Source organism: Streptomyces sp. Root1310 (genome assembly GCF_001426425.1).
Classification (GTDB): Bacteria; Actinomycetota; Actinomycetes; order Streptomycetales; family Streptomycetaceae; genus Streptomyces.
The window spans coordinates 133570-158004 of record NZ_LMEQ01000031.1; the positions used below are offsets into that span (position 1 = coordinate 133570).

The 24435-nt window shown below is 73.8% G+C and carries 23 protein-coding genes; 12 read left to right on the plus strand and 11 right to left on the minus strand.

The genetic code is table 11. The features are described 5' to 3' along the window. The first annotated feature begins 50 nt into the window (after positions 1-50). The 3 genes from ASD48_RS31310 to ASD48_RS31320 all read left to right on the plus strand — a co-directional run bounded on the left by ASD48_RS31310 (position 51) and on the right by ASD48_RS31320 (position 2133). The gene (locus tag ASD48_RS31310; protein WP_057605179.1) at positions 51-644 is read left to right on the plus strand and encodes a sigma-70 family RNA polymerase sigma factor; all 594 of its coding nucleotides are present in this window, start codon (positions 51-53) and stop codon (positions 642-644) included. 155 nt (positions 645-799) lie between these two features. After that, complete coding sequence (locus ASD48_RS31315; protein ID WP_057605180.1) at positions 800-1384, plus strand: sigma-70 family RNA polymerase sigma factor; 585 nt, start codon at positions 800-802, stop codon at positions 1382-1384. After that, positions 1381-2133, plus strand: a complete 753-nt coding sequence (locus ASD48_RS31320) for an anti-sigma factor (protein ID WP_079074090.1) — start codon at positions 1381-1383, stop codon at positions 2131-2133. The genes ASD48_RS31315 and ASD48_RS31320 overlap by 4 nt, the downstream gene beginning before the upstream one ends. An 84-nt stretch (positions 2134-2217) precedes the next feature. On the opposite strand, the gene ASD48_RS31325 is transcribed toward ASD48_RS31320, so the two are convergent. From ASD48_RS31325 to ASD48_RS31345, 5 genes are read right to left on the minus strand one after another with little or no spacing between them, the layout of a single operon-like run. Beyond that, positions 2218-3018: a DUF1295 domain-containing protein gene (locus ASD48_RS31325; RefSeq protein ID WP_057605182.1), complete on the minus strand. Its 801-nt coding sequence runs from the start codon at positions 3016-3018 to the stop codon at positions 2218-2220. Then, the gene (locus tag ASD48_RS31330) at positions 3015-4334 is read right to left on the minus strand and encodes a cyclopropane-fatty-acyl-phospholipid synthase family protein (RefSeq protein ID WP_057605183.1); all 1320 of its coding nucleotides are present in this window, start codon (positions 4332-4334) and stop codon (positions 3015-3017) included. Before ASD48_RS31330 ends, ASD48_RS31325 begins: the two co-directional genes overlap by 4 nt. Next, on the minus strand, positions 4331-5617 hold the full coding sequence (locus ASD48_RS31335; protein WP_057605184.1) for a class I SAM-dependent methyltransferase: 1287 nt from the start codon (positions 5615-5617) through the stop codon (positions 4331-4333). The genes ASD48_RS31330 and ASD48_RS31335 overlap by 4 nt, the downstream gene beginning before the upstream one ends. Then, entirely contained in the window at positions 5614-6381 is a 768-nt protein-coding gene (locus ASD48_RS31340; protein ID WP_057605185.1) for a DUF1365 domain-containing protein, read from the minus strand. The genes ASD48_RS31335 and ASD48_RS31340 overlap by 4 nt, the downstream gene beginning before the upstream one ends. Next, the gene (locus ASD48_RS31345) at positions 6375-7616 is read right to left on the minus strand and encodes an FAD-dependent oxidoreductase (protein WP_057605186.1); all 1242 of its coding nucleotides are present in this window, start codon (positions 7614-7616) and stop codon (positions 6375-6377) included. Before ASD48_RS31345 ends, ASD48_RS31340 begins: the two co-directional genes overlap by 7 nt. 320 nt (positions 7617-7936) lie before the next feature. On the opposite strand from ASD48_RS31345, the gene ASD48_RS31350 reads away from it, so the two are divergent. Next, positions 7937-8377 (plus strand): SPW repeat protein, encoded by a 441-nt coding sequence (locus ASD48_RS31350; RefSeq protein ID WP_057605187.1) that lies wholly within the window; start codon positions 7937-7939, stop codon positions 8375-8377. A 189-nt stretch (positions 8378-8566) separates the two neighbouring features. After that, on the plus strand, positions 8567-9169 hold the full coding sequence (locus ASD48_RS31355) for a GNAT family N-acetyltransferase (protein WP_057605188.1): 603 nt from the start codon (positions 8567-8569) through the stop codon (positions 9167-9169). A gap of 25 nt (positions 9170-9194) precedes the next feature. Here ASD48_RS31355 and ASD48_RS31360 read toward each other — a convergent pair whose 3' ends face one another. The 3 genes from ASD48_RS31360 to ASD48_RS31370 all read right to left on the minus strand — a co-directional run bounded on the left by ASD48_RS31360 (position 9195) and on the right by ASD48_RS31370 (position 12487). Beyond that, a complete protein-coding gene (locus tag ASD48_RS31360) occupies positions 9195-10631 on the minus strand; it encodes a hypothetical protein (protein WP_057605189.1) in 1437 nt (478 codons plus the stop codon). Between the two features lie 640 nt (positions 10632-11271). Then, the gene (locus ASD48_RS31365) at positions 11272-12048 is read right to left on the minus strand and encodes a GNAT family N-acetyltransferase (RefSeq protein ID WP_057605190.1); all 777 of its coding nucleotides are present in this window, start codon (positions 12046-12048) and stop codon (positions 11272-11274) included. Positions 12049-12088: 40 nt separating this feature from the next. After that, positions 12089-12487, minus strand: a complete 399-nt coding sequence (locus tag ASD48_RS31370) for a MerR family transcriptional regulator (RefSeq protein ID WP_057605191.1) — start codon at positions 12485-12487, stop codon at positions 12089-12091. A 159-nt stretch (positions 12488-12646) separates the two neighbouring features. Between ASD48_RS31370 and ASD48_RS31375 the strand changes: the two genes are divergently transcribed. Continuing rightward, on the plus strand, positions 12647-13846 hold the full coding sequence (locus tag ASD48_RS31375; RefSeq protein WP_057605553.1) for an MFS transporter: 1200 nt from the start codon (positions 12647-12649) through the stop codon (positions 13844-13846). An 83-nt stretch (positions 13847-13929) separates the two neighbouring features. Continuing rightward, positions 13930-14478: a nucleoside deaminase gene (locus tag ASD48_RS31380; RefSeq protein WP_348983241.1), complete on the plus strand. Its 549-nt coding sequence runs from the start codon at positions 13930-13932 to the stop codon at positions 14476-14478. Between the two features lie 131 nt (positions 14479-14609). Here ASD48_RS31380 and ASD48_RS31385 read toward each other — a convergent pair whose 3' ends face one another. After that, a complete protein-coding gene (locus ASD48_RS31385; protein WP_282438356.1) occupies positions 14610-15293 on the minus strand; it encodes a chaplin in 684 nt (227 codons plus the stop codon). A 356-nt stretch (positions 15294-15649) separates the two neighbouring features. Here ASD48_RS31385 and ASD48_RS31390 point away from each other — a divergent pair, with 356 nt between their 5' ends. Both ASD48_RS31390 and ASD48_RS31395 read left to right on the plus strand, forming a co-directional pair. After that, positions 15650-17269, plus strand: coding sequence for an alpha/beta hydrolase (locus ASD48_RS31390; RefSeq protein ID WP_057605554.1), 1620 nt, complete (start codon positions 15650-15652; stop codon positions 17267-17269). Between the two features lie 48 nt (positions 17270-17317). Then, on the plus strand, positions 17318-18760 hold the full coding sequence (locus ASD48_RS31395; RefSeq protein WP_057605555.1) for an FMN-binding glutamate synthase family protein: 1443 nt from the start codon (positions 17318-17320) through the stop codon (positions 18758-18760). Positions 18761-18874: 114 nt separating this feature from the next. Here the strand turns inward: ASD48_RS31395 and ASD48_RS31400 are convergent, their stop codons facing one another. Further along, positions 18875-19657, minus strand: coding sequence for an alpha/beta fold hydrolase (locus ASD48_RS31400; protein ID WP_057605193.1), 783 nt, complete (start codon positions 19655-19657; stop codon positions 18875-18877). A 356-nt stretch (positions 19658-20013) separates the two neighbouring features. On the opposite strand from ASD48_RS31400, the gene ASD48_RS31405 reads away from it, so the two are divergent. Both ASD48_RS31405 and ASD48_RS31410 read left to right on the plus strand, forming a co-directional pair. Continuing rightward, a complete protein-coding gene (locus ASD48_RS31405) occupies positions 20014-21108 on the plus strand; it encodes a hypothetical protein (protein ID WP_057605194.1) in 1095 nt (364 codons plus the stop codon). 107 nt (positions 21109-21215) lie between these two features. Then, positions 21216-22241 (plus strand): Gfo/Idh/MocA family oxidoreductase, encoded by a 1026-nt coding sequence (locus ASD48_RS31410; RefSeq protein ID WP_057605195.1) that lies wholly within the window; start codon positions 21216-21218, stop codon positions 22239-22241. A gap of 13 nt (positions 22242-22254) precedes the next feature. Here the strand turns inward: ASD48_RS31410 and ASD48_RS31415 are convergent, their stop codons facing one another. Continuing rightward, positions 22255-22668, minus strand: a complete 414-nt coding sequence (locus ASD48_RS31415; protein ID WP_057605196.1) for an SsgA family sporulation/cell division regulator — start codon at positions 22666-22668, stop codon at positions 22255-22257. 349 nt (positions 22669-23017) lie between these two features. On the opposite strand from ASD48_RS31415, the gene ASD48_RS31420 reads away from it, so the two are divergent. Then, entirely contained in the window at positions 23018-24415 is a 1398-nt protein-coding gene (locus ASD48_RS31420; protein ID WP_057605197.1) for a PP2C family protein-serine/threonine phosphatase, read from the plus strand. The last annotated feature ends 20 nt before the right edge of the window (positions 24416-24435 follow it).

Here is a 24435-nt window from a genome sequence, read left to right on the forward strand (position 1 = left end):
CGTCCCGGAGTGGCCTGAGCGCAGGCCGCCCGACGCGAGGAGCCGTCGTCATGAGCCCGCAGCCGACCGCCGTCCCCTGTCCCGCCCCGACGCAGGATTCGCTCGCCGACGAGGAACTCGCCCGCGGCCTGCTGTCGGGGGACGAGGCGTCCCTGGCCGCCGTGTACCACCGCTGGCGCGGCCTGGTGCACTCGCTCGCCTGGCGTTCGCTGGGCGACGCCAGGGAGGCCGAGGACGTCACGCAGCAGGTGTTCCTCGGGGTGTGGAGCGGCCGTGCGGGCTACCGGCCCGAGCGGGGCGCGCTCGGCGGCTGGATCGTGGGCATCACCCGGCGCAAGATCGCCGACGCGCTGGCCGCCCGGACCCGCCGCCAGGAACTCGTGGCCTCGGCCGGCTCCTGGCTGACCCTGCGCGACCCCGGCCGCGGTCGCCCCGAGGAGGTCCTCGACCGCGTCCTGGTGCGGGGCGAGCTCGCCCGGCTCCCGGCGCCGCAGCGGCAGGTGCTGCGGCTGACCTTCTACGAGGACCTGACACAGACGCAGATCGCCGAGCGCACGGGCTGGCCGCTGGGCACGGTCAAGAGCCACGCCCGGCGCGGCATGCTGCGGCTGCGCGGCCGTCTGGAGCCCGGGCCGTACGCCTGAGACCCCCATTCCGCACGCGCGTTCCCCGGGCGAACCCGAATTCGACGCACAAACGCTGCATTCGACTTCGCGGGGGAACAGCGGGCGCGGACCAATCCCCCGCCCCCCGTGCACCGGATTACGTCCGGACCCGCCGCACTCCCGAAGGATCCCCCGTGAAGGAAGCCGTCCACATCGGCCGGAACCCGGCATCCCAGCCGGATCCCCAGGAACTGCTGGGCGCCGTGGCCCTGGGCGACCAGGAGGCCTTCGCCGGCCTCTACGACATCGTCGCGGGGCCGGTGCTGGGGGTCGTGCGCGCGGTGCTGCGCGACCGGGCGCAGTCCGAGGAGGTGGCCCAGGAGGTGCTGGTGGAGGTGTGGCGTTCCGCTCCCCGGTACCGCCCCGAGCGCGGCTCGGCCGTCAACTGGGTGCTGACCATGGCGCACCAGCGGGCCGTCGACCGGGTCCGTTCGGTGCAGGCCGCGGCGGCGCGCGAGCACCGGGCCGCCCTGCTCGACCACGCGCCCGAGTACGACGAGGTCATCGAGCAGGTGGAGGCCCGGCTCGAACGGGAGCAGGTCCGGCGCTGTCTGCGCACGCTGACCGATCTTCAGCGGCAGGCGGTGGAGCTCGCCTACTACCGGGGGCTGACCTACCGGCAGGTCGCCGAGGCGCTGGCGGTGCCCCTCGGCACGGTGAAGACCCGGCTGCGCGACGGGCTGATCCGGTTGCGCGACTGCCTGGGGGTGAGCGCGTGATCATGTCGGATCTGCACACGCTGTCGGGCGCGTACGCCCTGCACGCCCTGGAGGACGACGAGCGCGCCGCCTTCGAACGCCACCTCGCGGACTGCGAGGCCTGCGCCCGTGAGGTCGGGGAGTTCATCGCGACGGCCGCCCGGCTGGGGCTGGCGGTGTCGGTGCAGCCGGCACCCGGCGAGCGGGACCGGGTGCTGCGGCGGATCGCCGAGGTCCGGCAGGCAACCGCGGCCCCGACGCCCTGGGAACGCCCGGGACGCAGGGCACGCAGGGCGTGGTGGGCGTCCCGCTGGATCCTGGCCGCCTGTCTGGCGGCGACGGCCGCGCTGGGCGGCACGACGGTGTGGCAGTACCAGCGCGCCGAGGACGCCCGGGCCGAGGCCGGCCGCTCCCAGCGCGCGTCCGCGGAACTGTCCGCGGTGCTCGCGGCGCCCGACGCCCGCTCGCGCACGGTCCGGCTGGCGGACGGGGCCGAGGGGACCGTGGTGGTGTCCGCGAGCCGCGACCGCGCCGCGTTCCTCGCCGCAGGGATGGCCGAACCGCCCGGCGGCAAGGTCTACCAGCTGTGGTTCGACGAGCACGGCGTCATGCGCGACGCGGGGCTGATGGACCCGCGTCGCACGAGCCAGGCGGTGGTGCTGCAAGGGGCGGTGGACGGCGCGTCCGCCATGGGCATCACGGTCGAGCCGGCGGGCGGCTCGAAGGAGCCCACCTCACCGCCCGTCGCGCTGCTGCCGTTCCCCGCCTGATCCGGGCGGCCGCCCGGATCGACGCCCGGTCGACACCCCGTCGACGCCCGGCCAGCACCCGGTCAGCGCCCGGTCGACGCCCGGTCAGCGCCTGGGCGGCAGCGGGAAGAAGCCGCTCGTCCGCGCGACGTACTCGGCGTAGCCGGGCCGCTCGGCCATGTGCCGTTCCAGGAGCGGCTTTCCGCTGCCCCTGATCAGCAGGAAGCTCATCACGAGCGGTGAGACGAAGCCGACGAGGGCCGAGGCGGCGGAGTCGCACGCGATGAGGAACAGACCCCACCAGACACAGAAGTCCCCGAAGTAGTTGGGGTGCCGGGTGTAGCGCCACAGGCCGCGGTCCATGACCCGGCCCCGGGTGGCCGGATCGGCCTTGAACCGGGCCAGCTGGGCGTCGCCCACCGCCTCGAAGAACATCCCCACCGCCCACAGCGCGGTGCCGGCCCAGGCGACCGCGGTCATCCGGGCCGGCACGTACTGCGCGGCCTGCACCGGCAGCGACACCAGCCACACCAGGGCGCCCTGGAGCAGGTACACCATGCGCAGCGCGTACAGGTTCCGGCTGCCGGGAGCCTTCGCGAGCATCGCGTCGTAGCGGGGGTCCTCTCCGTGACCGCGGCCGCGGCGCGCGATGTGCGCGGCCAGCCGCAGTCCCCAGACAGCCGTCAGGACGGTGACCAGGACCCTGCGCCCGGTGTCGCCCTCCCCGGCGGAGGCCACGCAGGTCACCAGGGCGACGGCGGCGAAGGCGACTCCCCAGGCGACGTCCACGAGACGGTGCACGCCCTTGCGTACGGCCAGCGCGAAGGTGGCGAGCAGGACGACGAGGACGGCCGCGGCGGCCCAGGCGAGGTTGACCGCGAACGCGGCCCAGGGGAAACCGCTCATGACCGGTCCAGCCCCGCGTACCAGCCCTCGGGGCCGGCGGGCATCCCGCTGTCCCCCCGCGAGGTCGGCCGCACGCAGAGGATCTGGTCGACGCCCATGCGGCCCTCCTCGAAGGCGAGCGCCCCGCCGACCAGATAGAGCCGCCACACCCGGGCCGTCTCCTCACCGACGAGCCGCACCACGTCGGTCCAGCGGTCCTCCAGCGTGCGGTGCCAGGCGGCGACGGTGCGCACGTAGTGCTCGCGCAGCGACTCGGCGGACCGCACCTCCAGCCCGGCGTCCTCCAGGAACGTGACGGTCTCGCCGAGCGGCCGCATGTGCATGTCGGGGGCGATGTAGGCCTCGATGAAGGGACCGCCGCCGGGCGCGTTCCGCCCGCGCGACATCTGCTGCACGAGCACCCGGCCACGCGGGCGGACCAGTCGGCGCAGTGCGGCGGCGAAGGCCGGGTACTCGGCGTCCCCGACGTGTTCGCCCATCTCGATGGTGGCGACGGCGTCGTAGGCCCCGCCGTCGATGTCGCGGTAGTCCTGACACACCACCTCGACCCGGTGCTCCAGGCCCCGTTCGCGCACCTCGCGCCGGACGTACGCGGCCTGTTCGTGGGCCAGGGTGACGGCGGTGACCTGGGCCTTGTGCCGCTCGGCGGCGTACAGGGTGAGCGAGCCCCAGCCGCACCCGATGTCGAGCAGCCGCGCGCCGGGGACGACGGCGAGCTTGCGGCAGACGAGTTCCAGCTTGGCGTACTGGGCCTCGTCGGGTGTGCGGTCGGGGTCCTCGTCCGCCCAGTAGCCGCACGAGTAGGCCATCGGCTCGCCGAGGAGCAGGCGGTAGAAGTCGTTGGACAGGTCGTAGTGATGGCTGATCGCGGCCCGGTCCCGGGCCCGGGTGTGCAGGCCGCCGCGCAGCCGGGCCTGGGCGGCGGGCGGAGCGGGACGGGGTCCGACGGCGCCGAGCCGCAGTGCCTCGGAGGCGAGGCGGGTGCGGTCGGCGAGGCCGGGCCGCGGGGCGCGCGGGTCCCGTTCCCGGGCGGTCGCCCAGAGGGTGCGCAGCGCGTGCCCGAGGTCGCCCTCGATGTCGAGTTCGCCGGTCACGTAGGCCTGGGCGAGGCCGAGTTCGCCGGGTTCCCAGAGCAGGCGGCGCAGGGCGCGGCGGGAGCGTACGACCACGACGGGGCCGCCGGCCGGGCCCGCCTCGCTGCCGTCCCAGGCGCGCAGCCGGACGGGCAGGGCCGTGCCGAGCGTCTCCTCGACGAGAGCGGCGAGCCGGTGGGCGGTGCCGGGCCGGGCGGTGCGGGCGGTGCGCACGTCGGTCATCGGGTCGGGTCCTCCTTAACGAACAGGTACTGCTGGACGTCGAGGTAGCCGGAGCGGAAGCCGGCCTCGGAGTAGGCGAGGTAGAGGGTCCACATCCGGCGGAAGGTGGCGTCGAAGCCGAGGGCGGCGACCTCGTCGGCACGTTCGGTGAACCGCTCGCGCCACAGCCGCAGCGTCTCGGCGTAGTGCGCGCCGAAGCCGTCGCGGCGGGCGACGGTCAGCCGGGTGTGGTCGCGGACCGTGTCCTCGACGGCCTCGACGGAGGGCAGCAGGCCGCCGGGGAAGATGTACTTCTGGATCCAGGTGTGGGTGTCCCGGCTGGCCAGCATCCGCTCGTGCGGCATGGTGATGGCCTGGAGGGCGGCCCGGCCGCCGGGGGCGAGCCGGTCGTCGAGGGTGCGGAAGTAGACCGGCCAGAACTCCTCGCCGACGGCTTCGATCATCTCGACACTGACGACGGCGTCGTAGGTGCCGCGTGCCTCGCGGTAGTCGCACAGCTCGACCGTGACCCGGTCGGCGAGGCCGGCGTCCCGGACCCGGGCGAGGGCCAGGTCGCGCTGTTCGGCGGAGAGGGTGAGCGAGGTGACACGGGCGCCGCGTGCCGCGGCCCGGAGCGCCAGTTCGCCCCAGCCGGTGCCGATCTCCAGCAGCCGGGTGCCGCGCTGGACGCGGGCGAGGTCGAGCAGCCGGTCGATCTTGCGGTGCTGGGCGGCGGCGAGCAGGTCCCAGCGGGCGGGGAAGCCGCGGAAGATCGCCGAGGAATAGGTGAGTGTCTCGTCCAGGAACAGCGTGAAGAGGTCGTTGGACAGGTCGTAGTGGCGGCTGATGTTGGCGCGGGCGTTGTCCGGGGTGTTGCGCCGGTGGTGCGGCTGCCGCTGGGCCCACCGGCCGCGCAGGCGCTGGAGCGGGGCGGGGATCAGGTCGGCCGCGTGGGCGGCGAGCACGGTGAGCGGGGCGACCAGGTCGGGCGCGTCCCACTCGCCGGCCATGTAGGACTCGCCGAAGCCGATCAGGCCGTGCGCGCCGATCCGGGCGTGGAAGGCGCGCGGGTCCCTGATCTCCAGCAGCGGGCCGCCCCGGCCCACGCAGGTGCCGTCCGCGTAGCGTGCCCGCAGGGGCAGCCGGTCCAGTGCCCGGCGGACGACGGCGCCGGTCACGGCGGTCCGGACGCGTGCGGCGGACGGCGGGGCGGCCACGCCGGGCCGGTGTGCGGCGTCCGTGTGCGGGACGGCGTGGCAGTCGCCCCGCCGCACGGTGGCGGGGCGGGGCTCGACGTACGTCATGGGTTGTTCTCTCCGGTGCGGTGGTCGGGACGGGGTCGGACGGGCAGCCCGCGCAGGTACAGGCGGATGCCGTGCAGTCGGATGGCGGCGGAGACGGCGACGGTGGACCAGGGACGGCGCAGCGCCTGGCGCAGCAGCCGCCCGTTGGTTGCTTCCCGTCGCGTGCCCCGCACGGTTGCGGTGAAGGGGCGCCCGCCCGCGCGGTCGAGGTGCACGGTGAGGTCGAGCCGCTCGTCCGGCCTGGGCAGCCGCATGCGGTAGTGGCCGTCGACGGGGAAGAACGGCGAGACGTAGAACTCCTTGTCGGTCCGTGCCCTGCCGTCGGCGTCCGTGTCGAGCAGATAGCAGTGGCGTTCGCCGTAGGTGTTGTGGACCTCGGCGACCACGCAGCGCGGCTCGCCGTCGGGGCCGTGGCACCAGTAGACGGTGAGCGGGTTGAAGACGTGTCCGAAGACGCGGGCCTGGGTGAGCATGAGCACCGGGCCGCCCGCCAGGTCGACGCCGTGCGCCGCCAGGAAGGCGTCCAGGCCCGCCCGGATGCCGGGTGCTTCGCCGGTGAAGTGGTCGCGCGGGTCGAAGCGGGTCAACGCCCTCAGCGGACGCGGGAGTTCCGGCGGGTGATCGACGTCGACCAGCCACAGATGAGTGCGGTGGCGCAGCACGTACCGCAGGGGTGCGGTGCGCACATGGGTGATCGTGCAGGGGTACAGGGCGGGCGTCGGCCCGACCACCCGCTCGGCCCGCGCGCCGCGGGGGGTCACCATCGCACCCCCAGTGCGGCCGCCGCCGCCACGCCGGAACGGCAGCCGTCCTCGTGGAAGCCCCAGCCGTGGTAGGCGCCCGCGAACGCGGTGACGGTGGTGTTCAGACCGGGCAGGTCCCGCTGGGCGGCGACCGACTCCGGGGTGTAGACGGGGTGTTCGTAGGCCATGCGGGCGAGGATCCGGTCGGGGTCGACACGGTCCTCGCCGCCCAGGGTGACCACGTACGGCTCGGCCGCGTCGAGCCGCTGGAGCCGGTTCATGTCGTAGCTGACCCGGACGTGGTCGGCGCCCGCGGCACAGGACGGCATCAGGTAGTTCCAGGAGGCCCGGGCGCGGCGGGCGCGCGGGAGGACCGCGGTGTCGGTGTGCAGGAGGGTGACGTTGCGCGCGTACCGGAACGCGCCGAGCACCTCCTTCTCCCGGGGGGAGGCGTCGGCGAGCATCCGCAGCGCCTGATCGGGGTGGACGGCGATCACCACGGCGTCATAGGCCTCGCGCACGCCGTCGTCGGTGGTGATCTCGGCGCCTTCCGGGGTGCGCCGCACGGCCCGTACGGGGGTCGCGGTGCGGACGGCGTCCAGGCGCCGGGCGACCCGGTCGACGTACTCGCGCGAGCCGCCGGTCACCGTGCGCCACACCGGGGAGCCGCCGATGGCGAGCATCCCGTGGTGCTCCAGGAAACGGAACAGATAGGCGGCCGGGTAGCGCTGGGCGGTGGCGGTGTCGCAGGACCAGACGGCCGCGACGACCGGCGTCATGAAATGCGCGCGGAAATAGGCGGAGAAGCCCTCGCGGTCGAGGAAGTCCCCCAGCGTGAAGGTGTCCTCGGCTCCGTGGGCCAGCAGCCGGCGGGCCGCCCGGTGGAAGGCGGGGACCTCGGCGAGCATGCGCAGGTAGGGGAGCCGCACGGCGTTGCGCGGCCGGGCCAGGAGGCCGCCGGGACCGCGGGCGCCGGTGTACTCCAGCCCGCAGCCGTCGCACCGTACCGACATGCTCATCTCCGACTCCTGGGTGGAGACGCCGAGATCGTCGAAGAGCCGCAGGAGGTGGGGGTAGGTGCGGCGGTTGTGCACGATGAAGCCGGAGTCGACGTGGTGGACCCGGCCGTCGGGTGCCGTGAGGTCGTGGGTGTGGGCGTGTCCGCCGAGCCGGTCGTCGGCCTCGTAGAGGGTGACCCGGTGGTTCCCGCGACGCAGCACATGCGCGGCGGTCAGTCCGGCCACCCCGCTGCCCACGACCGCCGTCCGCCGTCGCCCGTCGGACCCGGCTCCGGGCCCTCCGCGCGGCTCTGTGTCGGCTGCCGCTGTCGTCCGCACCATCGTCCGCTCCTCCCGCCCGGCCCCGGGGCGGGGCCGTCGCGTGTAATCCGAGGCCGCGGCCGGAGCGGATTGGCGCGGAGCCCGGGATTCCTTGCCGTGGAGATGAATGACCGGATAGCCGGAGAATGCGTTCGACCTCTACACATAAAGAATAAATAAGAGCAGAATGGACAGGCGCGGCACTTACCGCACACCGCTCCGCAGCGGTCGGGCCTGAGAGTCGAAGGAGACGGATCATGGCCAACGTCTCGCCCACCAGAGGTGACATGTCGACGCACCCCGATGTCCCCGAGATGCAGGCGCGGTACGCCCGCATGCTCGGCGGTCGTGATGTGGCGCTCGTGGACGGACCGGTGTTCCTGCTCGGTCTGTACTGCGCCGTGTCCCCGTGGATCCTGCACTACACCGTCAGCCAGCCGGCGCTCATGACCCACAACCTGATCGTCGGGATCGCGATCGGTCTGCTGGCCCTCGGCTTCACCGCGGCTCCCGCGCGGATGTACGGCCTGAGCTGGGCCATGTGCGCGCTGGGCATCTGGATGATCATCGCGCCATGGGTCGTCGGCGACAGCCCGGACGCCGGTGTCGCGGTCAACAACATCATCATCGGCGCACTGGCCCTGATCCTGGGGCTGATGTGCACCGTCACGGCGGCGAAGAGCACCTCGCAGCCATAGAGAGCCCGTCGCACCCCGGACGACGGCCGGGGCGTTCCCGCCGCACGCGGGACCGCCCCGGCCGTCGTGCCGGACATCGCCCGCGGGTGGGCCGATGTGCGCACGCGCCTTCTCCCGGTCGTCGCACACCTCACGCCGGGAAGTCGATCACCTGTACGCCGCTCGGGCCGTCACTGGCAGGATCGGGGCATGCAGACCCAGGGGATTTTCGTCGTGCCGCCCGCACCGCTGCGGCTCGAGGGGGTGGGGATCACCCTGCGCGAATGGACCGATGACGACCTCCACGCCATGGTGGAGGTGTACGACGACCCCGAGATCGCCCGGTGGACCCCGGTCGTCTCCCCCTTCGACGCCCGGGCGGCCCGCGCCTACCTCGACCACGCGCGGACGAGCCGGGCCGAGGGACGCACGGCGCAGCTCGCGATCACCACGGACGGCGGGCGCCCCCGGGGCGAGGTGCTGCTGTTCCGCAGCGCGTCGGACGAGCGGGACGCCGAACTCGCCTACGGGGTCGGCGCCGAGCACCGCGGGCAGGGCCTCGCCGGGCGGGCGGTGCGCCTGGTCGCGGAGCTCGCGGTGCGCGAACTACGGCCACGGCGGCTGCTGTTGTGCATCGAGGACGGCAACACGGCGAGCGAGGCGGTCGCCCGGGCGTGCGGCTTCGCACTCGCCGACGAGGCGCCCGTGACCCGGCAGGCCAAGGGCCGCGAAGTCGTGCTGCGCACCTGGTCCCTGCGTCCGGAGGGCGCCGACCGGTGGGTCCGCCGGGAAGGAGCGGCCCCACCGGCCTGACGTCAGGTGACGTTGCGGCCCGACGTCAGGTGACGGCGAGCGCGGTGTCGTCGATGACGAACGAGGTCTGGAGCTTGGAGCCCTCGGTGCTGGTGAATCTGAGCGTGACCGTCTGGCCGGCGTACCCGCTCAGGCTGAAGCTGCGCTGGGTGTAACCGGAGGCCGCGTTGAGGTTGGAGTACGAGGCCAGGGTGGCCAGGACCGTGCCGGAGCTGTTGAGGACCTGGACCTGAAGGGTGTCGTAGGCGGTGCTGGTGGTGGTCTCCGCGGTGTCGATGTGCAGGTAGAGACCGAGCGTGGCGGAGCAGCCGGACGGGATGGCCACCGACTGGGAGAGCGTCTCGGTCCCGGCGGTGCCGTTGCCGCCGAGCCAGGCGTAGTAGGAGCCCGTACGGGCGGACTCGCCGCCGGAGTTGGTGATGACGCCGCTGGTGGCGCTCCAGGTCGTGGCGCCGGACTCGAAGCCCGCGTTGCCGAGCAGCTGGGTGTCGGCGCAGTCGGTGCCGCCGCCGCCCCCGCTGCCGCTCGCGCCGGAGAGCCACTCGGTGGCGTTCAGGGCGAGGGCGGCATTGGTGGCGCCGGTGTCGTTCCAGCCGTCGTAGAGGGTGTTGCCGGACTGGCCGGTGCCGTCGTCGATGGGTGAGCTGTCGCCCCAGAAGGCGACGCGGCCGCTGCCGAAGGTGCTGGTGGCGAAGAAGGCACCGGTGTTGCCCGAGTAGCCGCTGCGGTACAGCAGGCCCTTGACGGAGGAGTTGTCGGCGGGCTTGAGCGTGGCGGTGGTGCCGGAGGCGATCAGGCTCTTGGTGACGGTGCCGAAGGAGCCGTGCAGGACGGGGTCGGCGCTGTCGCTGATCGCGGCCGGGTAGCCGGAGCTGATGGAGAGCGAGTCGACGGAGAAGCCGAACGGGTCGGTGGAGTCGACACTGTTGTCGCTCATCAGGTCATTGAAGATCTCGACCGCGTCCTCGCCGTCGTTGTTGCGGTCGGCGCCCGTGTGGTCGGAGACCATGAACAGGCCTCCGCCGTTCTTCACGAAGGTCATGATCGCCGTCTTCTCGGCGGCGGTGAACAGTGTGTTGGGCTCCGGCAGGACGAGGGTGTCGAAGTTCGACAGGTCGGTGGCGGCCGAGCCGCCGTACGTGAGGGCGCTCGTGGCGGTCTTGAGGCTGTAGTCGCCGGTCTGCTGCAGGGCGACGCCCCACGACGACAGCGCGCCGGTCCAGTCCGTCTCCGAGGACGGGGAGGAGTCCTGCGAGAGCGGGTCGGGCTTGCTGGTCGAGATGATCCAGTCGGCGTTGCCGGCCTCTTCCGCGTGGCCGTCGTCGTACAGGATGCGGTGGGGGGTGGCCGCGTGGGCGGGCGTGGCGCTGGTGCTGACCTGAAGGGCCGCTCCGGTGACGAGCAGCCCGAGACCGGCCAGGACGGTGGTGACCTTGCGGCGGGATCTCCGTGATCCGAGCATCCGGCGAACCTCCGTGAGATGGGGGACACGAGGCGGGTGCGGGCGCCAAATCTGCGCGCGTAGATACCGCATTCGAGGGTTCTACCCGCGTGGAACGATTGAAAGGTACATGGCATGACTGCGGGATGAACATCAAACGCGGGCAATAACGCGAGCGAAAACGTCAACACCCGCGCGGCACGGCGGCGGCTGGGCGGCCCGACCGGGGTGGGGGCGGCACGAACAGGGTGGAGCGGCCCAGTTGCGGCGGGGCGGCACGAACAGGGTGTGGCTGGTCCGACCGGGGTGGAGCAGCCCATGGCTGGTCCGACCGGGGTGAAGCAGCCCAGCCCCGGCGGGATGGCACAACCGGCTGGAGCGGCCCGGCCGCGGCGGGCCGGCACGACCGGGGTGGCGCGGCCCAGCCGCGGGCGGGACGGCTCGCCGTCCCCGTCCGACGGCGCATCGGCGCGTTGCCGACGATCGCCGCCGGCGTCCTGGCCGCGCCCGTCGGATCCTCAGGTGCCGCGGCGTTCGGCGGGGACGGGCACCGAGGGCGTCGACCGGGGCGAACGGCCCGTCCGGCTTGAGATCGACCCGGCCCGGCCCGGCCTGGCCCGGCCTGGCAGCGGTGGGCGTCGGGCCTGCCGCGGCTACCGCCCTACCGCGCGGACACGTACGGCGTCGTCGTGCTCAGGGGCGCGAAGCCCAGGCGTTCGAGGATGGGGCGGCTCTGGTCGGAGGCGTCGACCTGGAGGTAGCGGTAGCCGCGGTCGGCGGCGATGCGGGCACGGTGGGCGATCAGCGCACGGTAGACGCCCCGGCCGCGCCAGCCCTCGACGGTGCCGCCGCCCCACAGACCGGCGAACCTCGTCCCCGGGATGAGCTCCATCCGCGCCGAGCTCACCGGCACGTCCCCGGCCATCGCGACCAGGGCCACGATCGCGTCCGGGTCGGCGGCCAGCCGGGCACGCAGAAGATCCCGCAGCCAGGAGCCGTCGCGACCGAACGCCCTCTCGTTCGCCTCGACCATGAGCTCGATCCCCGCTCGGTCCGTGACGGGGACGATGCGGACACCCTCGGGCGGTCCGGCGTCGACCAGCTGGTCGCCGGTCTCGCCGATCATCAGGGTCTCCTCCGGGTCGGCCGTGAAACCGGCCGCCGTGAGCCGCTGTCCGAGGTCGGCCGGACGGTCGTGCGCGTGCAGCTTCCACTCGAACTCGTGGCCGAGCCCGGTGAAGTAGGCGATCTGTTCCGCGATCGCCGCGTCGGCGTCGGCGGAGTCCAGGTCCGACCAGAGCACCCCGCTCCAGCCGCCCTCGCCGCCGACATGGCGGACCACGCCCCCGGCGCGTTCGACGCGCGCGTCGGAGCTCTCGGGGCGCGCGCCTTCGCGCATGTCCCGGTCGTACAGGGCGAGTACCGCGGCATGATCCATGGGCCCACTCCAGCACCCCCGCCCGGCCGCGACAACGGAATTACGGGTGCGGGGAGGAGCGGGGCGCCGCCGCGCCGTCCGGCCGCACCGCCGCCAGGTACGCGCTCAGCCGGTCGCGGTTGCGGGCCAGACAGTCGATCCGGGCCTGGATGCGGTCGATGTGCCCCTCGAGGAGGGCGGCGGTCTCCGGGGTGAGGTGCTCGGCGGGCAGGACGATCTCGTCGGGGCCGGACAGGTACGGCAGGATCGCGCGGATCATCTCGGTGGTGAGGCCGGAGTCGAGCAGCCCGCGGATCTGCTGGACGTCCCGGACGGCCGCCTCTCCGTACGAGCGGTAGCCGTTCTCGCCGCGGTCCGGGTGCAGCAGGTCCTGCTCCTCGTAGTAGCGCAGCAGCCGGGTGGGGACACCGGTGCGGCCGGAAAGTTCGCCGATCTTCATTCCGCGCTCCGCTCCTCGCTCACCGCCGCCAATCAGCGCTCGTCGCTCAGCCGCACCCTGCCGCCGCCCCCCCTGCCGTCGTTACCCGACGGCGCTCCGCGAGCGGCGCGCAGGGCCACGCTTGCCTTCACACTGATGTGAATGTTCGACCATGGTGGCATGTCCACCACCTCCATGGCCAAGGGCACCGCCGTGCCCGCGTCCCTGCCCTGGCCGGGGCTGCTCGCCCTGTCCACGGCCGCCTTCACCGCCGTGGTGACCGAGCTGCTGCCCGCCGGGCTGCTGCCACGCATGGCGCCGGGCCTCGGTGTCCCCGAGGCCCGGGTGGGCTTCCTGGTCACCGGGTACGCGGTGGCGTCGTTCGTGGCGGCCGTCCCGGTGACCGCGCTGCTGCGCGGCCTGCCGCGCCGGCGGGTCCTGGTCGGCACCCTGCTCGGCTTCGCGCTGAGCAACGCTGTGGTCGCGCTGTCGTCCTCGTACGGCCTCACCTTCGCCGCACGCCTGGTCGCCGGGGTCATGGGCGGCACGCTGTGGGCGATGCTCGCGGGCTACGCGGCCCGGATGGTGCCCGCCGGGCGACGCGGCCGGGCCATCGCGGTCGTGCTCGCCGGCATCACGCTCGCGCTGTCGCTGGGGGTGCCCGCCGGGACCGCGCTGGCCGAGGTGGTGGGCTGGCGAGCGGCGTTCGGGCTGCTGTCCGGACTGGCGGTGCTGCTGGTGGGCTGGGTGCGGTGGCGGGTCCCCGACTTCCCCGGCGAGGCGCGGAAGGAGCGCGTGCCGGCGTCCCGGGTCGCCCTGCTGCCGGGAATCCCCGTGATCCTTTCCGTCACCCTGTTCCTCCTGCTGGGCCACCAGGTGCTCTACACGTACATCGCCCCCTTCTCCGAGCACGCGGGGTTCGGACGTACGGATGCGGTGCTGCTGGTGTTCGGGGCGTCCACGGTCGCCGGGATCTGGGGGACGGGTCTGCTGGTGGACCGGCGCCCGCGGGCCACGCTGCTCGGCGCGCTCGCCCTGTGCGCGGCGGTCATGCTCACCCTCGGCCGGTACGCCGACGCGCCGGCCGTGCTGCCGGTCTCCGTCGCCCTGTGGGGAGCGGCCTTCGGCGGGGCGCCGACCCTCATCCAGACGGCGCTGGTGAACGCGGCGGGGCCCGCCGCCTCCGACATGGCGACCTCGCTCCAGACGACCGTGTACAACGCGGGCATCGCGGGCGGCTCGCTCACCGGAGGTGTGGTCCTGGGGGCGCTGGGCCCGGGGGCCCTGCCGTGGACCGCGCTGCCGCTGGTCGCGGTGGCACTCACCGCGGTCGCGCTGGGCCGCGGGCACGCCTTTCCGGTCGCGCGGAGCCGAGCCTAGGCCGCCCCGAAACCCGGGTCGCACCGTCGGGGGGGCCGTACGTCAGGGTCGGGGCCGTCGAACCGTCATCCCCGCGCCGCTGCGTGGAACGCGCCGCCGAGACACCGCGGGTCGGCGAGGAGCCGTTCGGTTCGGGACCGATGGGCGGGGACGGCACGGCCTTCGCCGAGGACCACGACCGGGTGGCTTTCGCCGAGGACCACGACCGGGTGGCTTTCGCCGAGGACCACAACCGGGTGGCTTTCGCACAGGACCACGACCGGGTGGCTTTCGCCGAGGGACCACGACCGGGTGGCCTCCGGCGCGACCGCACCCGGCACCCCGAAGTCGAGCCCGGCCGCCGGTCGGCCCGTCCGACGGCCGCGGGGTGTGCGCGGCGACGGGCTGGCACGGCGGGCGCACACTGTCCGATGGGCGCGGTCGCCCACGCGTGGGTGCGCCTGGGCCGGATCGTGAACATCGCCTCGTCCGAGCAGCTCACGACCTGGCTGGGCCGGTGGGGTGCGCCCGCCCCGCCGGTGCGGACCGACCCCGCCGGTGCGCGAGGTCACCCCCGGCGTCACGGTGGACGGGCGGTACCCGGGCTGGTCGAGGAGGTCCACGCACGGCACCGGCCCTTCCGCGGCGGCTGAGGCGGACCCCTCCGCCCGCACCCACGCTTCGGCGGCCCCACCCGAGCGGGCCGCCGGATCCACGCAGGGCCCCCTGTCCCCGCACGGGAGGACCGAGGGCGCCTTCGCACTCCCGCGCCGAGGAGGGCGGGTCAGCGCTCCGCGTGCGGGCGGAACCGCCGCTGGAGGGCCAGGCCGCCCAGCAGCAGGGCCGCGCTGCCGGCGACGGCGGGCAGCGTGGCGTCGGCCCCGGTGTGGGCGAGCGAGGACACGGCCTCGGGCACCCCGCTCTGGGGCGCGACGGCCGGCGCCTGCGGAACGGCCCGCGGGCCGGGGTGCTGCGGCTCCGCGGGCGGGTTGTGCCGGGTCGGCGGCTGCGGCGCGGGCTCGACGGGCGGCGGGGGCTCCTCGTCGGACACGTTGACGGACTCGTTGCCGAACGCCGGGTTCGCGATGCCGACGACGTTCACGCTGTTGCCGCTGACGTTCACCGGGAGGTGGACCGGCAACTGGACGCCGTTGCCGGAGACGACGCCCGGGGAGCCCTGCGTGGCGCCGTGTGCGGTGGCGCCCCCGCCGGAGGACGCGCCGTGCGCCCCGGAAGCGCTCTCACCGCCGGACGACGCGCCGCGCGCTCCGGAGGCGGCGGCCCCCTTGTTGGCGCAGGCGTTGCCCGCGGCGGGGTTCAGCACGCCCACCACGTTCGCCGTGTTCCCGCACAGGTTCACCGGGAGGTGCACCGGCAGCTGGACACCGTTGCCGGAGATCAGTCCGGGCGAGCCGGCCGCGGAGCCGTCCGCCGCGGAGTCGGCGTGTGCGGGCAGCGTCACAGCCATCGCGCCGGAAACTGCGGCGACGGCCAACACACCGGTTCGGGTAGCCCGTCTCATGGGTCCCTGCCTTCCAGACTCGAGTCGCGGGCACTCGCCCGCACCCGGTAGAACGCCGGCGCGGCATCCGGGTTATGCCTGAACACCCTTTCACCCCATCGGGCCACCCTCGCGATCCCGCTTCGGCCCCCTCGTCGAACTGGTGTCAGACCCGTCGCGCGGGGATCGCGGGGCGCCCGGGGCGCCACCCGCGCAGGGGCGCGGGGTGGCCCCCGGCCGCCCGGAGGCGGGTCGTCGGCAGGCCGCCTATCGTGAGCCAGGGCGCCGTTCCCGGACCGCTGCGGGCGTCCCTGGAGGCACTGATGCTGGCCATGCTGCCGACGCGGCCCGGGCTGCGGCGCTGCGCGCTCGCCGCCACCGCCGCACTGACCCTGGTGGGCGCGGGCCTGCCGACGGCGACCGCGAACCGGAACGCCGCCGGGGACGACCGTGCCGACCTCTCCCGGTTCTACGACCAGAAGGTCACGTGGTCGGCGTGCGACGGCGACGGCATGCCCGATGACCTCCAGTGCGCCGACCTGACCGTCCCCCTCGACTACGACCGCCCCAAGGCCGCCACGCTCGACCTCGCGCTCGCCCGCTACCGGGCCACGGGCGACAAGCGCGGCTCGGTGGTGCTCAACTTCGGCGGCCCCGGCGGCCCCGGTGTTCCCGAACTCGGTCATGGCGGCAAGGAGTTCATGGACCTCACCGACGGGTACGACGTGGTCACCCTCGATCCCCGGGGGGTCGGCCGCTCCTCCCCCGTCAGCTGCGGTGACGAGGCGTACGGCGGACTCGCCTCCCTGGACGACGACTCTGTCCTCGCCGATCCCCAGGCGCTCCTCACCCGGTTGAAGCGGGTCGCCGCCGACTGCGCCGAGCACTCCGGGCCGGTGCTGCCGCACATAGGCACCGTCGACGCGGCACAGGACCTGGACGTGCTGCGCGCGGCACTCGGTGACAAGAAGCTCAACTACCTGGGGTTCTCCTACGGCACCCGGCTCGGCGCGGTGTACGCCGCCCGGTTCCCCGACAAGGTGGGCCGGCTGGTCCTCGACGGCGTCGACACCCTGACCGAGCCGCTCACCGAGCAGGGCCTCGCGGGCGCCCGGGGGCAGCAGGTGGCGCTGGACGACTTCGTCGGCTGGTGCACGAAGGACATCGCCTGCCCGTTCGGGCAGGATCCGCGAGTGGCCCGCGAGGAGGTCGTCCGGCTCGTGCGCTCACTGGACGAGGACCCGGTGCCGACCGACTTCGGCGACGACTTCTCCGGCCAGGACCTCGTTGGCGCGCTCGGACAGGGGCTGTACAGCAAGGAGCTGTGGCCCCTGCTGGAGCGGGCGCTGGCGCAGCTCATCGAGAGCGGCGACGCCAGCGGGGTCCTGAGCTTCTCGACCGGCGGCTTCGCCCTGCCGCTGCCCTTCCCGCTCCGGACCGCGGGCCGCGACGAGCCCTCCCCCGGGGCGCTCGTCGACGAGGAGGACATCCCCCTCGACAACCTGCCCGCGGCGCTGATGGCGATCAACTGCGCCGACGATCCCGACCGCCCGACGGCCGCGCGGATCTCCGCAGACCTCAAGCGGCTGCGCGCCGCGTACGACAAGGCCTCTCCGGTCTTCGGGCAGTACCGCCTCACCGAGGTCCTCATGTGCTACGGCCGCCCCAGGGGAACCGACTTCATCCGCGACGAGGTGAAGGACCTGAGCACCCCGCAGATGCTGCTGGTCGGCACACGCGGGGACCCGGCGACGCCGTACCGCTGGACCGTGGAGACGGCGGAGCGTCTCGGTTCCCCGGCCGTGGTGCTCGACAACAAGGGCGACGGCCACACCGGTTACGGGTCGTCCAAGTGCGTGCACCGCAAGGTCGACGACTTCCTGCTCTACGGCTCCCTCCCGCCCAGCGGCAGCTCGTGCGGGCCCGACGAGGACGACGACTGAGTGCGCCGGTTCCTGCCGCTGCTGCTCGTCTGCCTCCTCGCGGCCGCGATGACGGTCGCCGCGTCCGCCGGGTCCGCCTGGTGGTGGCTCGCGGCCGGACCGCTGCTGGCGTCGGCCTGCCTGGGGGGCTGGGATCTGCTCCAGCGCCGCCGCTCCGAACTGCGCAACCACCCGCTGACCGGCCGGCTGCGGTATCCGACGGGGCGGCTGCGCGCGCGTGCCGGAAGCGTCGACGCAGGGAAGCCGTTCGGTGGCGAAGGGGGCGCGTACGAGTATCTGGTGCCGTCGCTGCGGCCGGTCGAGCCGGCCGAGGAGCCGCCGGTGGTGCGGGTGGGCGGGCCGGACTGCTCCCAGCCCTACGACATGGCGCTGCTCAACGTGTCCGCGATGAGCTTCGGGGCACTGTCGTCGCGCGCGGTGCTCGCCCTCGGCAGGGGTGCGGCGCTGGGGCGTTTCGCGCAGGACACCGGGGAGGGCGGACTCTCGGAGCACCATCTGCGCGGCGGCGGCGACCTGGTCTGGGAGATCGGGACGGGGTACTTCGGCTGCCGCGACGCCGACGGCGGCTTCGACGCACGGGAGTTCGCGGACAAGGCGGCGCTGCCCGAGGTGAGGTGCGTGTCGCTGAAGCTGTCCCAGGGGTCGGCGCCGGGCAGCGGCGGAGTGCTGCCGGGGGTGAAGGTGAGCGCCGAGATCGCGCGGGAGCGGAAGGTCCCGGTGGGCGAGACGGTGGTGTCGCCGGCCTCGCACCGGGTGTTCTCGACGCCGCGTGAACTGGTGCTGTTCCTGGCCCGGCTGCGTGAGCTGGCCGGAGGCAAACCGACCGGGTTCAAGCTGTGCGTGGGCTCGCGGCGGGAGTTCCTCGCGGTGTGCCGGGCGATGGTGGCGGAGGGTCTGACGCCGGACTTCGTGGTGGTGGACGGGTCGGAGGGCGGCACCGGCGCCGGGCCCGCGGGGTTCGCCGGGCATCTCGGCATGCCGCTCACCCAGGGGCTGATCACCGTGCACAACGCCCTGGTGGGGGTCGGGCTCCGGGACCGGGTCCGGATCGGGGCGAGCGGCCGGGTGGCCACCGGCTCGGACATCGTCACCCGTCTCGCGCAGGGCGCCGACTACACCAACGCGGCCCGGGCGATGATGCACGCCGTCGGTTGTGTCGGCGCGCTGCGGTGCCACACCGGGACCTGCCCGGCCGGCGTCGCGACCCAGGATCCGCTGCGGGCGCGCTCGTTGAACGTGGCCGACAAGGCCCGGCGGGTCCGGCGCTACCAGCGGGAGACGGTGCGTGACGCCGTCCGGATCATGGCGGCGATGGGTATCCGCGAGCCGGCCGAGCTCACCCCCGCCCACCTGGTCCGGCGGACGCGGCCGGGCATGGTCCGCTCGTACGCGGAGCTGTACGAGTGGCTGGCGCCGGGAGAACTGCTCGCCGGACCACCGCCGTCCTGGGAGACCGACTGGAAGGCCGCGGACCCGGACAGCTTCGGCTAGCGGCCCCGCGGCGGACGGCCACGAGGCCTACGAGGCCCACGAAGCGCACGAGGTCTGCAGCAGCTGCAGCCGCAGCGGCCGCACTGGCCGCATCAGCCGCACTGGCCGCATCGGCTAAGAGGGCTTGACGGTGACGAAGCGTTCGATCGCCGCCGTCAGTTCGGCCGGCTTCTCGACCGGGAGTTCATGGCCCGCGTCGAGGATGCGGACGGTGGCGTCCGGATAGGCCTTGGCCATGCGCAGCATCTGCCGCACCGGGAGCTGGATGTCGTGGTAGCCGTGGATCATCAGGGTCGGGGCCTGGATCTCCCCGACCCGGTCCAGCACGTCGAAGGCGCGCATGGCCCCGTACAGCGTCATGACCACCTCGCGCGGGGTGTCCGCGGAGGACTTGACGTACGCGCGGATCTCCTCGCGGGGGTAGCCGGGGGCGAAGGCCCGCTGGATGTTGGCGGCGACGAACAGCTTGAAGGGGACGAGGGTGGAGACGCCCATCAGCAGGCCCCTGCCCCGGCTGTAGGTCATCCGGCCGATGGAGTTCACCAGCACCATGCGCTCCACCCGTTCGGGGTGGGAGAGGGCGACGGTCTGCGAGATCATCCCGCCCATCGAGTGGCCGACCAGCACGAACCGCTCCACCTCGAGGTGGTCGAGGAGGGCGAGGAGGTCCTTCGCCAGCTCCGCGACCGTCTTCACGCCCGCACCGCTGCTCTCGCCGTGCCCGCGCAGGTCGAGCCGGATCACCCGGCGCCGCTCGGCGAAGTGCGCCACCTGGTGGTCCCAGCGGTGCCGGTTCGCCGTCCAGCCGTGCACGAACACCAGGGGCACCCCGTCGCCGTCGCGCGGGCCCTCGTCGTCGTACGTCAGTGCTGCGCCGTCGACTTCGAGCTGCGGCATGGGTGCCTCCTGCGGTGCGGTCCCGGTTACTGACGCGTACGGTAACCGGCCGAGGGGGTCGCCGTCACCGTCGGGCGGGTGCGAGATCGCGATCAGAATTCCACGGGATCGCACACCGGGGGGCAGGTCGGCGGTGTCCGCCGTCGCGTCCGCGGCCGAGCTCGCAGCCCCCGGAGACGATGACCTCGATGACGACGACCCGATGACGACGACCTCGACACGAGGGACGGGAGCGAGGCGCCGCCGGCCGGGGAGCGCCCGTCGGCCACCGCCGCGACCGTGGCGACGCGGCCGCGCGGATGCGCAGGGACATTGCCCCAAATGCCTGAAGGCCAAATGGGACCTATCGTGCTGATATGGAGCACGCACTGAGCCCAGCGACCCTCTCCGAACTGCGCCGCCCGCGCCCCTATCCCGCGGTGTCCGTGCTGACGCCGACGCACCGGCGGGAACCCGAGAACACCCAGGACCGGGTCCGGCTGCGCAATGTCGTGGCCGAGGCGAAGAAACAGCTGGAGACCGACCCGGCGGTCAGCCGCGAGCGGCGCGCCGACGTCGCCGACCAGCTCGACCGGGCCCTGGCCGAGGTCGACCTGGCACATACCGAGGACGGCCTGGTCATCTACGCCGCCCCGGGCGAGCACCAGGTGTGGTCCCTGGCCCGCGCCGTCCCCGAACGCGTCGTGCTCTCCGACACCTTCCTGACCCGCAACCTCGTCTCGGCCCAGGCGGCCGACCGCCCGTTCTGGGTCCTGTCGGTCTCCGCGGACCGTGCCACGTTGTGGAACGGCGGCGCCGACCGGATCACCGAGGAACACGCGGGCGGCTTCCCGCTGGTCAAGAGCCGGCCGAACTTCGACGCCGAACGCATGGAGCGGATCGGCGACCTGCCCAGCACGTTCCGCGACGAGGACACCCGCCACTTCCTGCGCGAGGCCGACACCACCCTCGGCAGACTGCTGCGCGAGGACCCGCGCCCGCTGTACGTCACCGGCGAGCAGGCCGCGCTGTCGCTCCTCGACGAGCTGGGCGGAGTCACCCGGGACGCGGTGCACGTCCCGCACGGCGGACTCTCCCACGGCACGCCGGACGCCGTGTGGCAGGCGGTGCGCCCGCTGCACGAAGCGGAAGGCCGCCGGAACACCGCCGCCGTCGCCCGGGAACTCGACTCCGCCCGGGGGCACAAGACGTTCGCGGCAGGCGTCGACGAGCTCTGGCGGAACGCCCGCGAGGGCCGGATCCGGCTGCTGGCCGTCGAGGAGAACTACCGCGTCACGGTCCGCGACGGCGGCGCACATCTCGTCCCCGCCGTGAGCGGCGATCTCGACGCCCGGGAGGACATCGTGGACGAGATCGTCGAACAGTGCCTGGAGACGGGCGCCGAGGTGCGCTTCGTACCCGACGGCGCACTGGGCGACGCGGACGGGATGGCAGGCGTGTTGCGCTACTGACCCGCTCGGCGGGGGCCCCGGCCGGTTGCGCCGGCCGGGGCCCCCGCTGCGGCTTTCACCGGCGGCGTACGCTACGGCGTGATCGTCCACCGGGAGGGTGAGTACGCGTGAGTGACCTGCTGGGCGTGGCCGTGCTGGGTGCCGGCCACATGGGAGCCGACCACATACGCCGCCTCGATCGCGTGGTCAGCGGAGCCAGGGTCGCCGCCGTGGCCGATCCCGACGCCGCGCGCGCGAAGGAGGCCGTGTCCGGGATCGAGGGGGCGACGGTCCACACCGAGGTCGAGGCCGCGCTCGACGCGCCGGGAGTCGAGGCCGTGCTGATCGCCTCGCCCGGCCCCGCGCACCAGGAGGCGCTGCTCGCGGCGTTCGCCCGTGGACTCCCGGTGCTGTGCGAGAAGCCCATGGTGCCGGACTCGGCGGGGGCGCTGCGCGTGCTGGAGGCGGAGGCCCGGCTGGGACGGCGGCTGACCCAGATCGGGTTCATGCGGCGCTACGACGCCGGGTACCGCAGGCTCAAGGCGCTGCTGGACGACGGGCGGCTCGGGCGGCCGCTGATGCTGCACTGCGTGCACCGCAACGTCTCCTCACCGCCGGGCTTCACCAGCGCGATGCTGATCGACAGCTCGGTGTCGCACGAGATCGACGCGGCCCGCTGGCTGCTCGGCCAGGAGCTGACCGCGGTCACCGTGAGGCGCCCGCGCCCCTCCGCCGGCGCCCCGCAGGGCCTGCTCGACCCGCAGTTCGTGCTCTTCGAGACCGACGGGGGCGCCCTGGTCGACGTGGAGGTCTTCGTCAACTGCGGCTTCGGGTACCAGGTGCGCTGCGAGGCCGTGTGCGAGGCGGGCAGCGCGCGCATCGGCGACGACCAGGGGATGCTCGTCACCGCGGGGGCCACCGCCGCCGCGGACGTGCCCCAGGACTACCTCGTGCGGTTCATGGACGCCTACGACCGCGAGGTGCAGGCCTGGGTCGACGCCACCCGGCGCGGTCTGGTCACCGGACCGACCGTCTGGGACGGCTACGCGGCCTCCGTCGTCGCCGAGGCCGGGATCCGCGCCCTGGAGAGCGACACCCGCGTGGCGGTCGAACTCGCCCCGCGCCCCGGCCTGTACACCGCGGACGGCCACTGACGGCCGGCGGGCCTCAGGCACTGCCGAGCAGGGCCTCCAGCCCCTGGTCGACGGCGGCGCCGACGTCCTCCCGGCCCGCCGCGACCACGGCGTAACTGCGCAGCAGGAACCGGCGCAGGGCACCCGTGTCGAACTGGAGCAGGGCCAGGCCGAGCGGAGAGTGGAACTCCACCACCGTACGGACCGGCCCACAGGGCCAGATGTGCACGTCCCCGCTCCCGGCCGGACCGCTCACGCCCTGTTCCAGCAGGGCCCGGCCGAAGGTCCAGGTGACGGCCTCACCCGCGAGGGAGACCTCCGGCGGGAAGTCGACGTGCACGGCGAACGGGTCGGCCGAGTCGTAGCGGAGCGTGGCGGGCACGGGCAGCTCCTGGTCCTCCGCGGTGATCAAGCGGGCGCGGGCGGGTTGTTCCAGAGTGATGTCCATGCATGTACGACCTCGCGGGGCCCACTTGCATTACGCGAAAGCGGTGTCCAATTCCTGTGACCTGCGTCACAGTGGCCGCTGCCTGGAACATCAGCCCGGCGAACAGGCGACCGATGGTCACCTCGACCGCCTCAGGAGTCCCTCAAGTCACGTACGTCACCTACGACTTGACCCCCTCCCGACGCATGCCGACCGCCTCCCGTCACCCCTCCTCGAAGACACTGGCATATGCCAGAAGCACCACCGAATCGTGTGTTGCCAAATCCCTTACACGCCGTCGCGGGCTGTGCAACAGTCGTAACGGCCCTTGTGTCAGCCTTCGCCGTACCGTCCCGCATCGGAGTGCGTCATGCCGCCCCATGTCTCCGCGGACCGCTCAGCCGCCCAGCCGCCGGGGCGCGGCTCGGTCGACGCGCTGATCACGCAGACACGACGGCTCAAGGGCGACATGGACGCCGTACGCCAGGACACCCGGAGCGACGCGGCGGACCCGCAGGGACGCTGGCAGCGCGCGCTCTGCGACCTGGCGCTGCACCAACTAGACGACCTCGACACGCACCTGGCCCAGTTGCGGGACGGTCCGCCGCCCGTCCCGGCCGCCGAGCCCGCGCCGGCGGCACCCGTCGCCGCCCGGCGCGAGGCGCTGCTGAGCCGGGTCGGCAGCGCGGAGTGGAACCTGCTGACGGACGAGGCCGTCTGGTCCGAGGAGCTCTACGGGATCCTCGGCCGCGACCCCGCCGCTCCCCCGCTCACCCTCGACGAACTGCCCGCGCTCGTCCTCGACGAGGACCGGCCGAAGCTGACCGCGATGGTCACGGACTGCCTGATCGACGCCCGGCCCATCGACGGCGAGTTCCGCGTCGTGCGCCCGGACGGCGAGCGCCGCACCGTGCACATGATGGGCGAGCCCGTGCTCGACGCCGAGGGCGGCACCACCTCGATGTGGGCCGTGCTGCGGGACGTCAGCGCACTGCGCCGCAGCCAGCGCGCGGTGCGCGAGAGCCGTGACTCGCTCCAGCGGCAGCGGCACCGGGCCCAGACCGAACACCGGCTCGCGGTGGAGTTCCAGGAGGCCGTGCTGCCGCCGTGGCGCGGCTCCCCGCGTCTGCCGCACCAGGGCCCCCGCTCCCTCGACCTCGCCGCCCACTATCTGCCCGCCGCGACGACCTCACGGATCGGCGGCGACTGGTACGACGCGCTCGAACTCGCCGACGGGCAGACGCTGCTGAGCGTCGGTGACCTCACCGGACACGGCCCGACCGTCACCTCGACCACGGCGATGCTGCTGGGCGCCCTGCGCGGAATGGCCATGGCGGGCACCCACCCGGCCCAACTGATGTCCTGGCTCAACCAGTTACTGGACGCCACGGTCCAACCGGCCCTGGGCAGCGCGGTCTGCTGCCGCTACCGGCCGGACACCCGCACCCTGATGTGGGCGCAGGCAGGACACCCCGCCCCGCTGCTGTTCCGCGACGGGACGGGACGCCGGCTGGACGCACCCCAGGGCGTGCTGCTCGGAGCCACCGCACGCGCCGCCTACGGGCAGGCCGAGGAGACCCTCGAAGAAGGCGACCTCCTTCTGCTGCACACCGACGGGCTGGCGCCCGCCGACCGCCTCCTCGGCCTGGCCCCTCGCCTGGACAGGGCGCGCACCGCACAGGAGTGCGTACGGATGGTCGTGGAGGAGTGCGGCGAGAGCGAACGCGCCGACGACGCCTGCGTGCTGGTCGCCCGGGTCACCCGCTGAGCGGACCGGCCGACGACAAC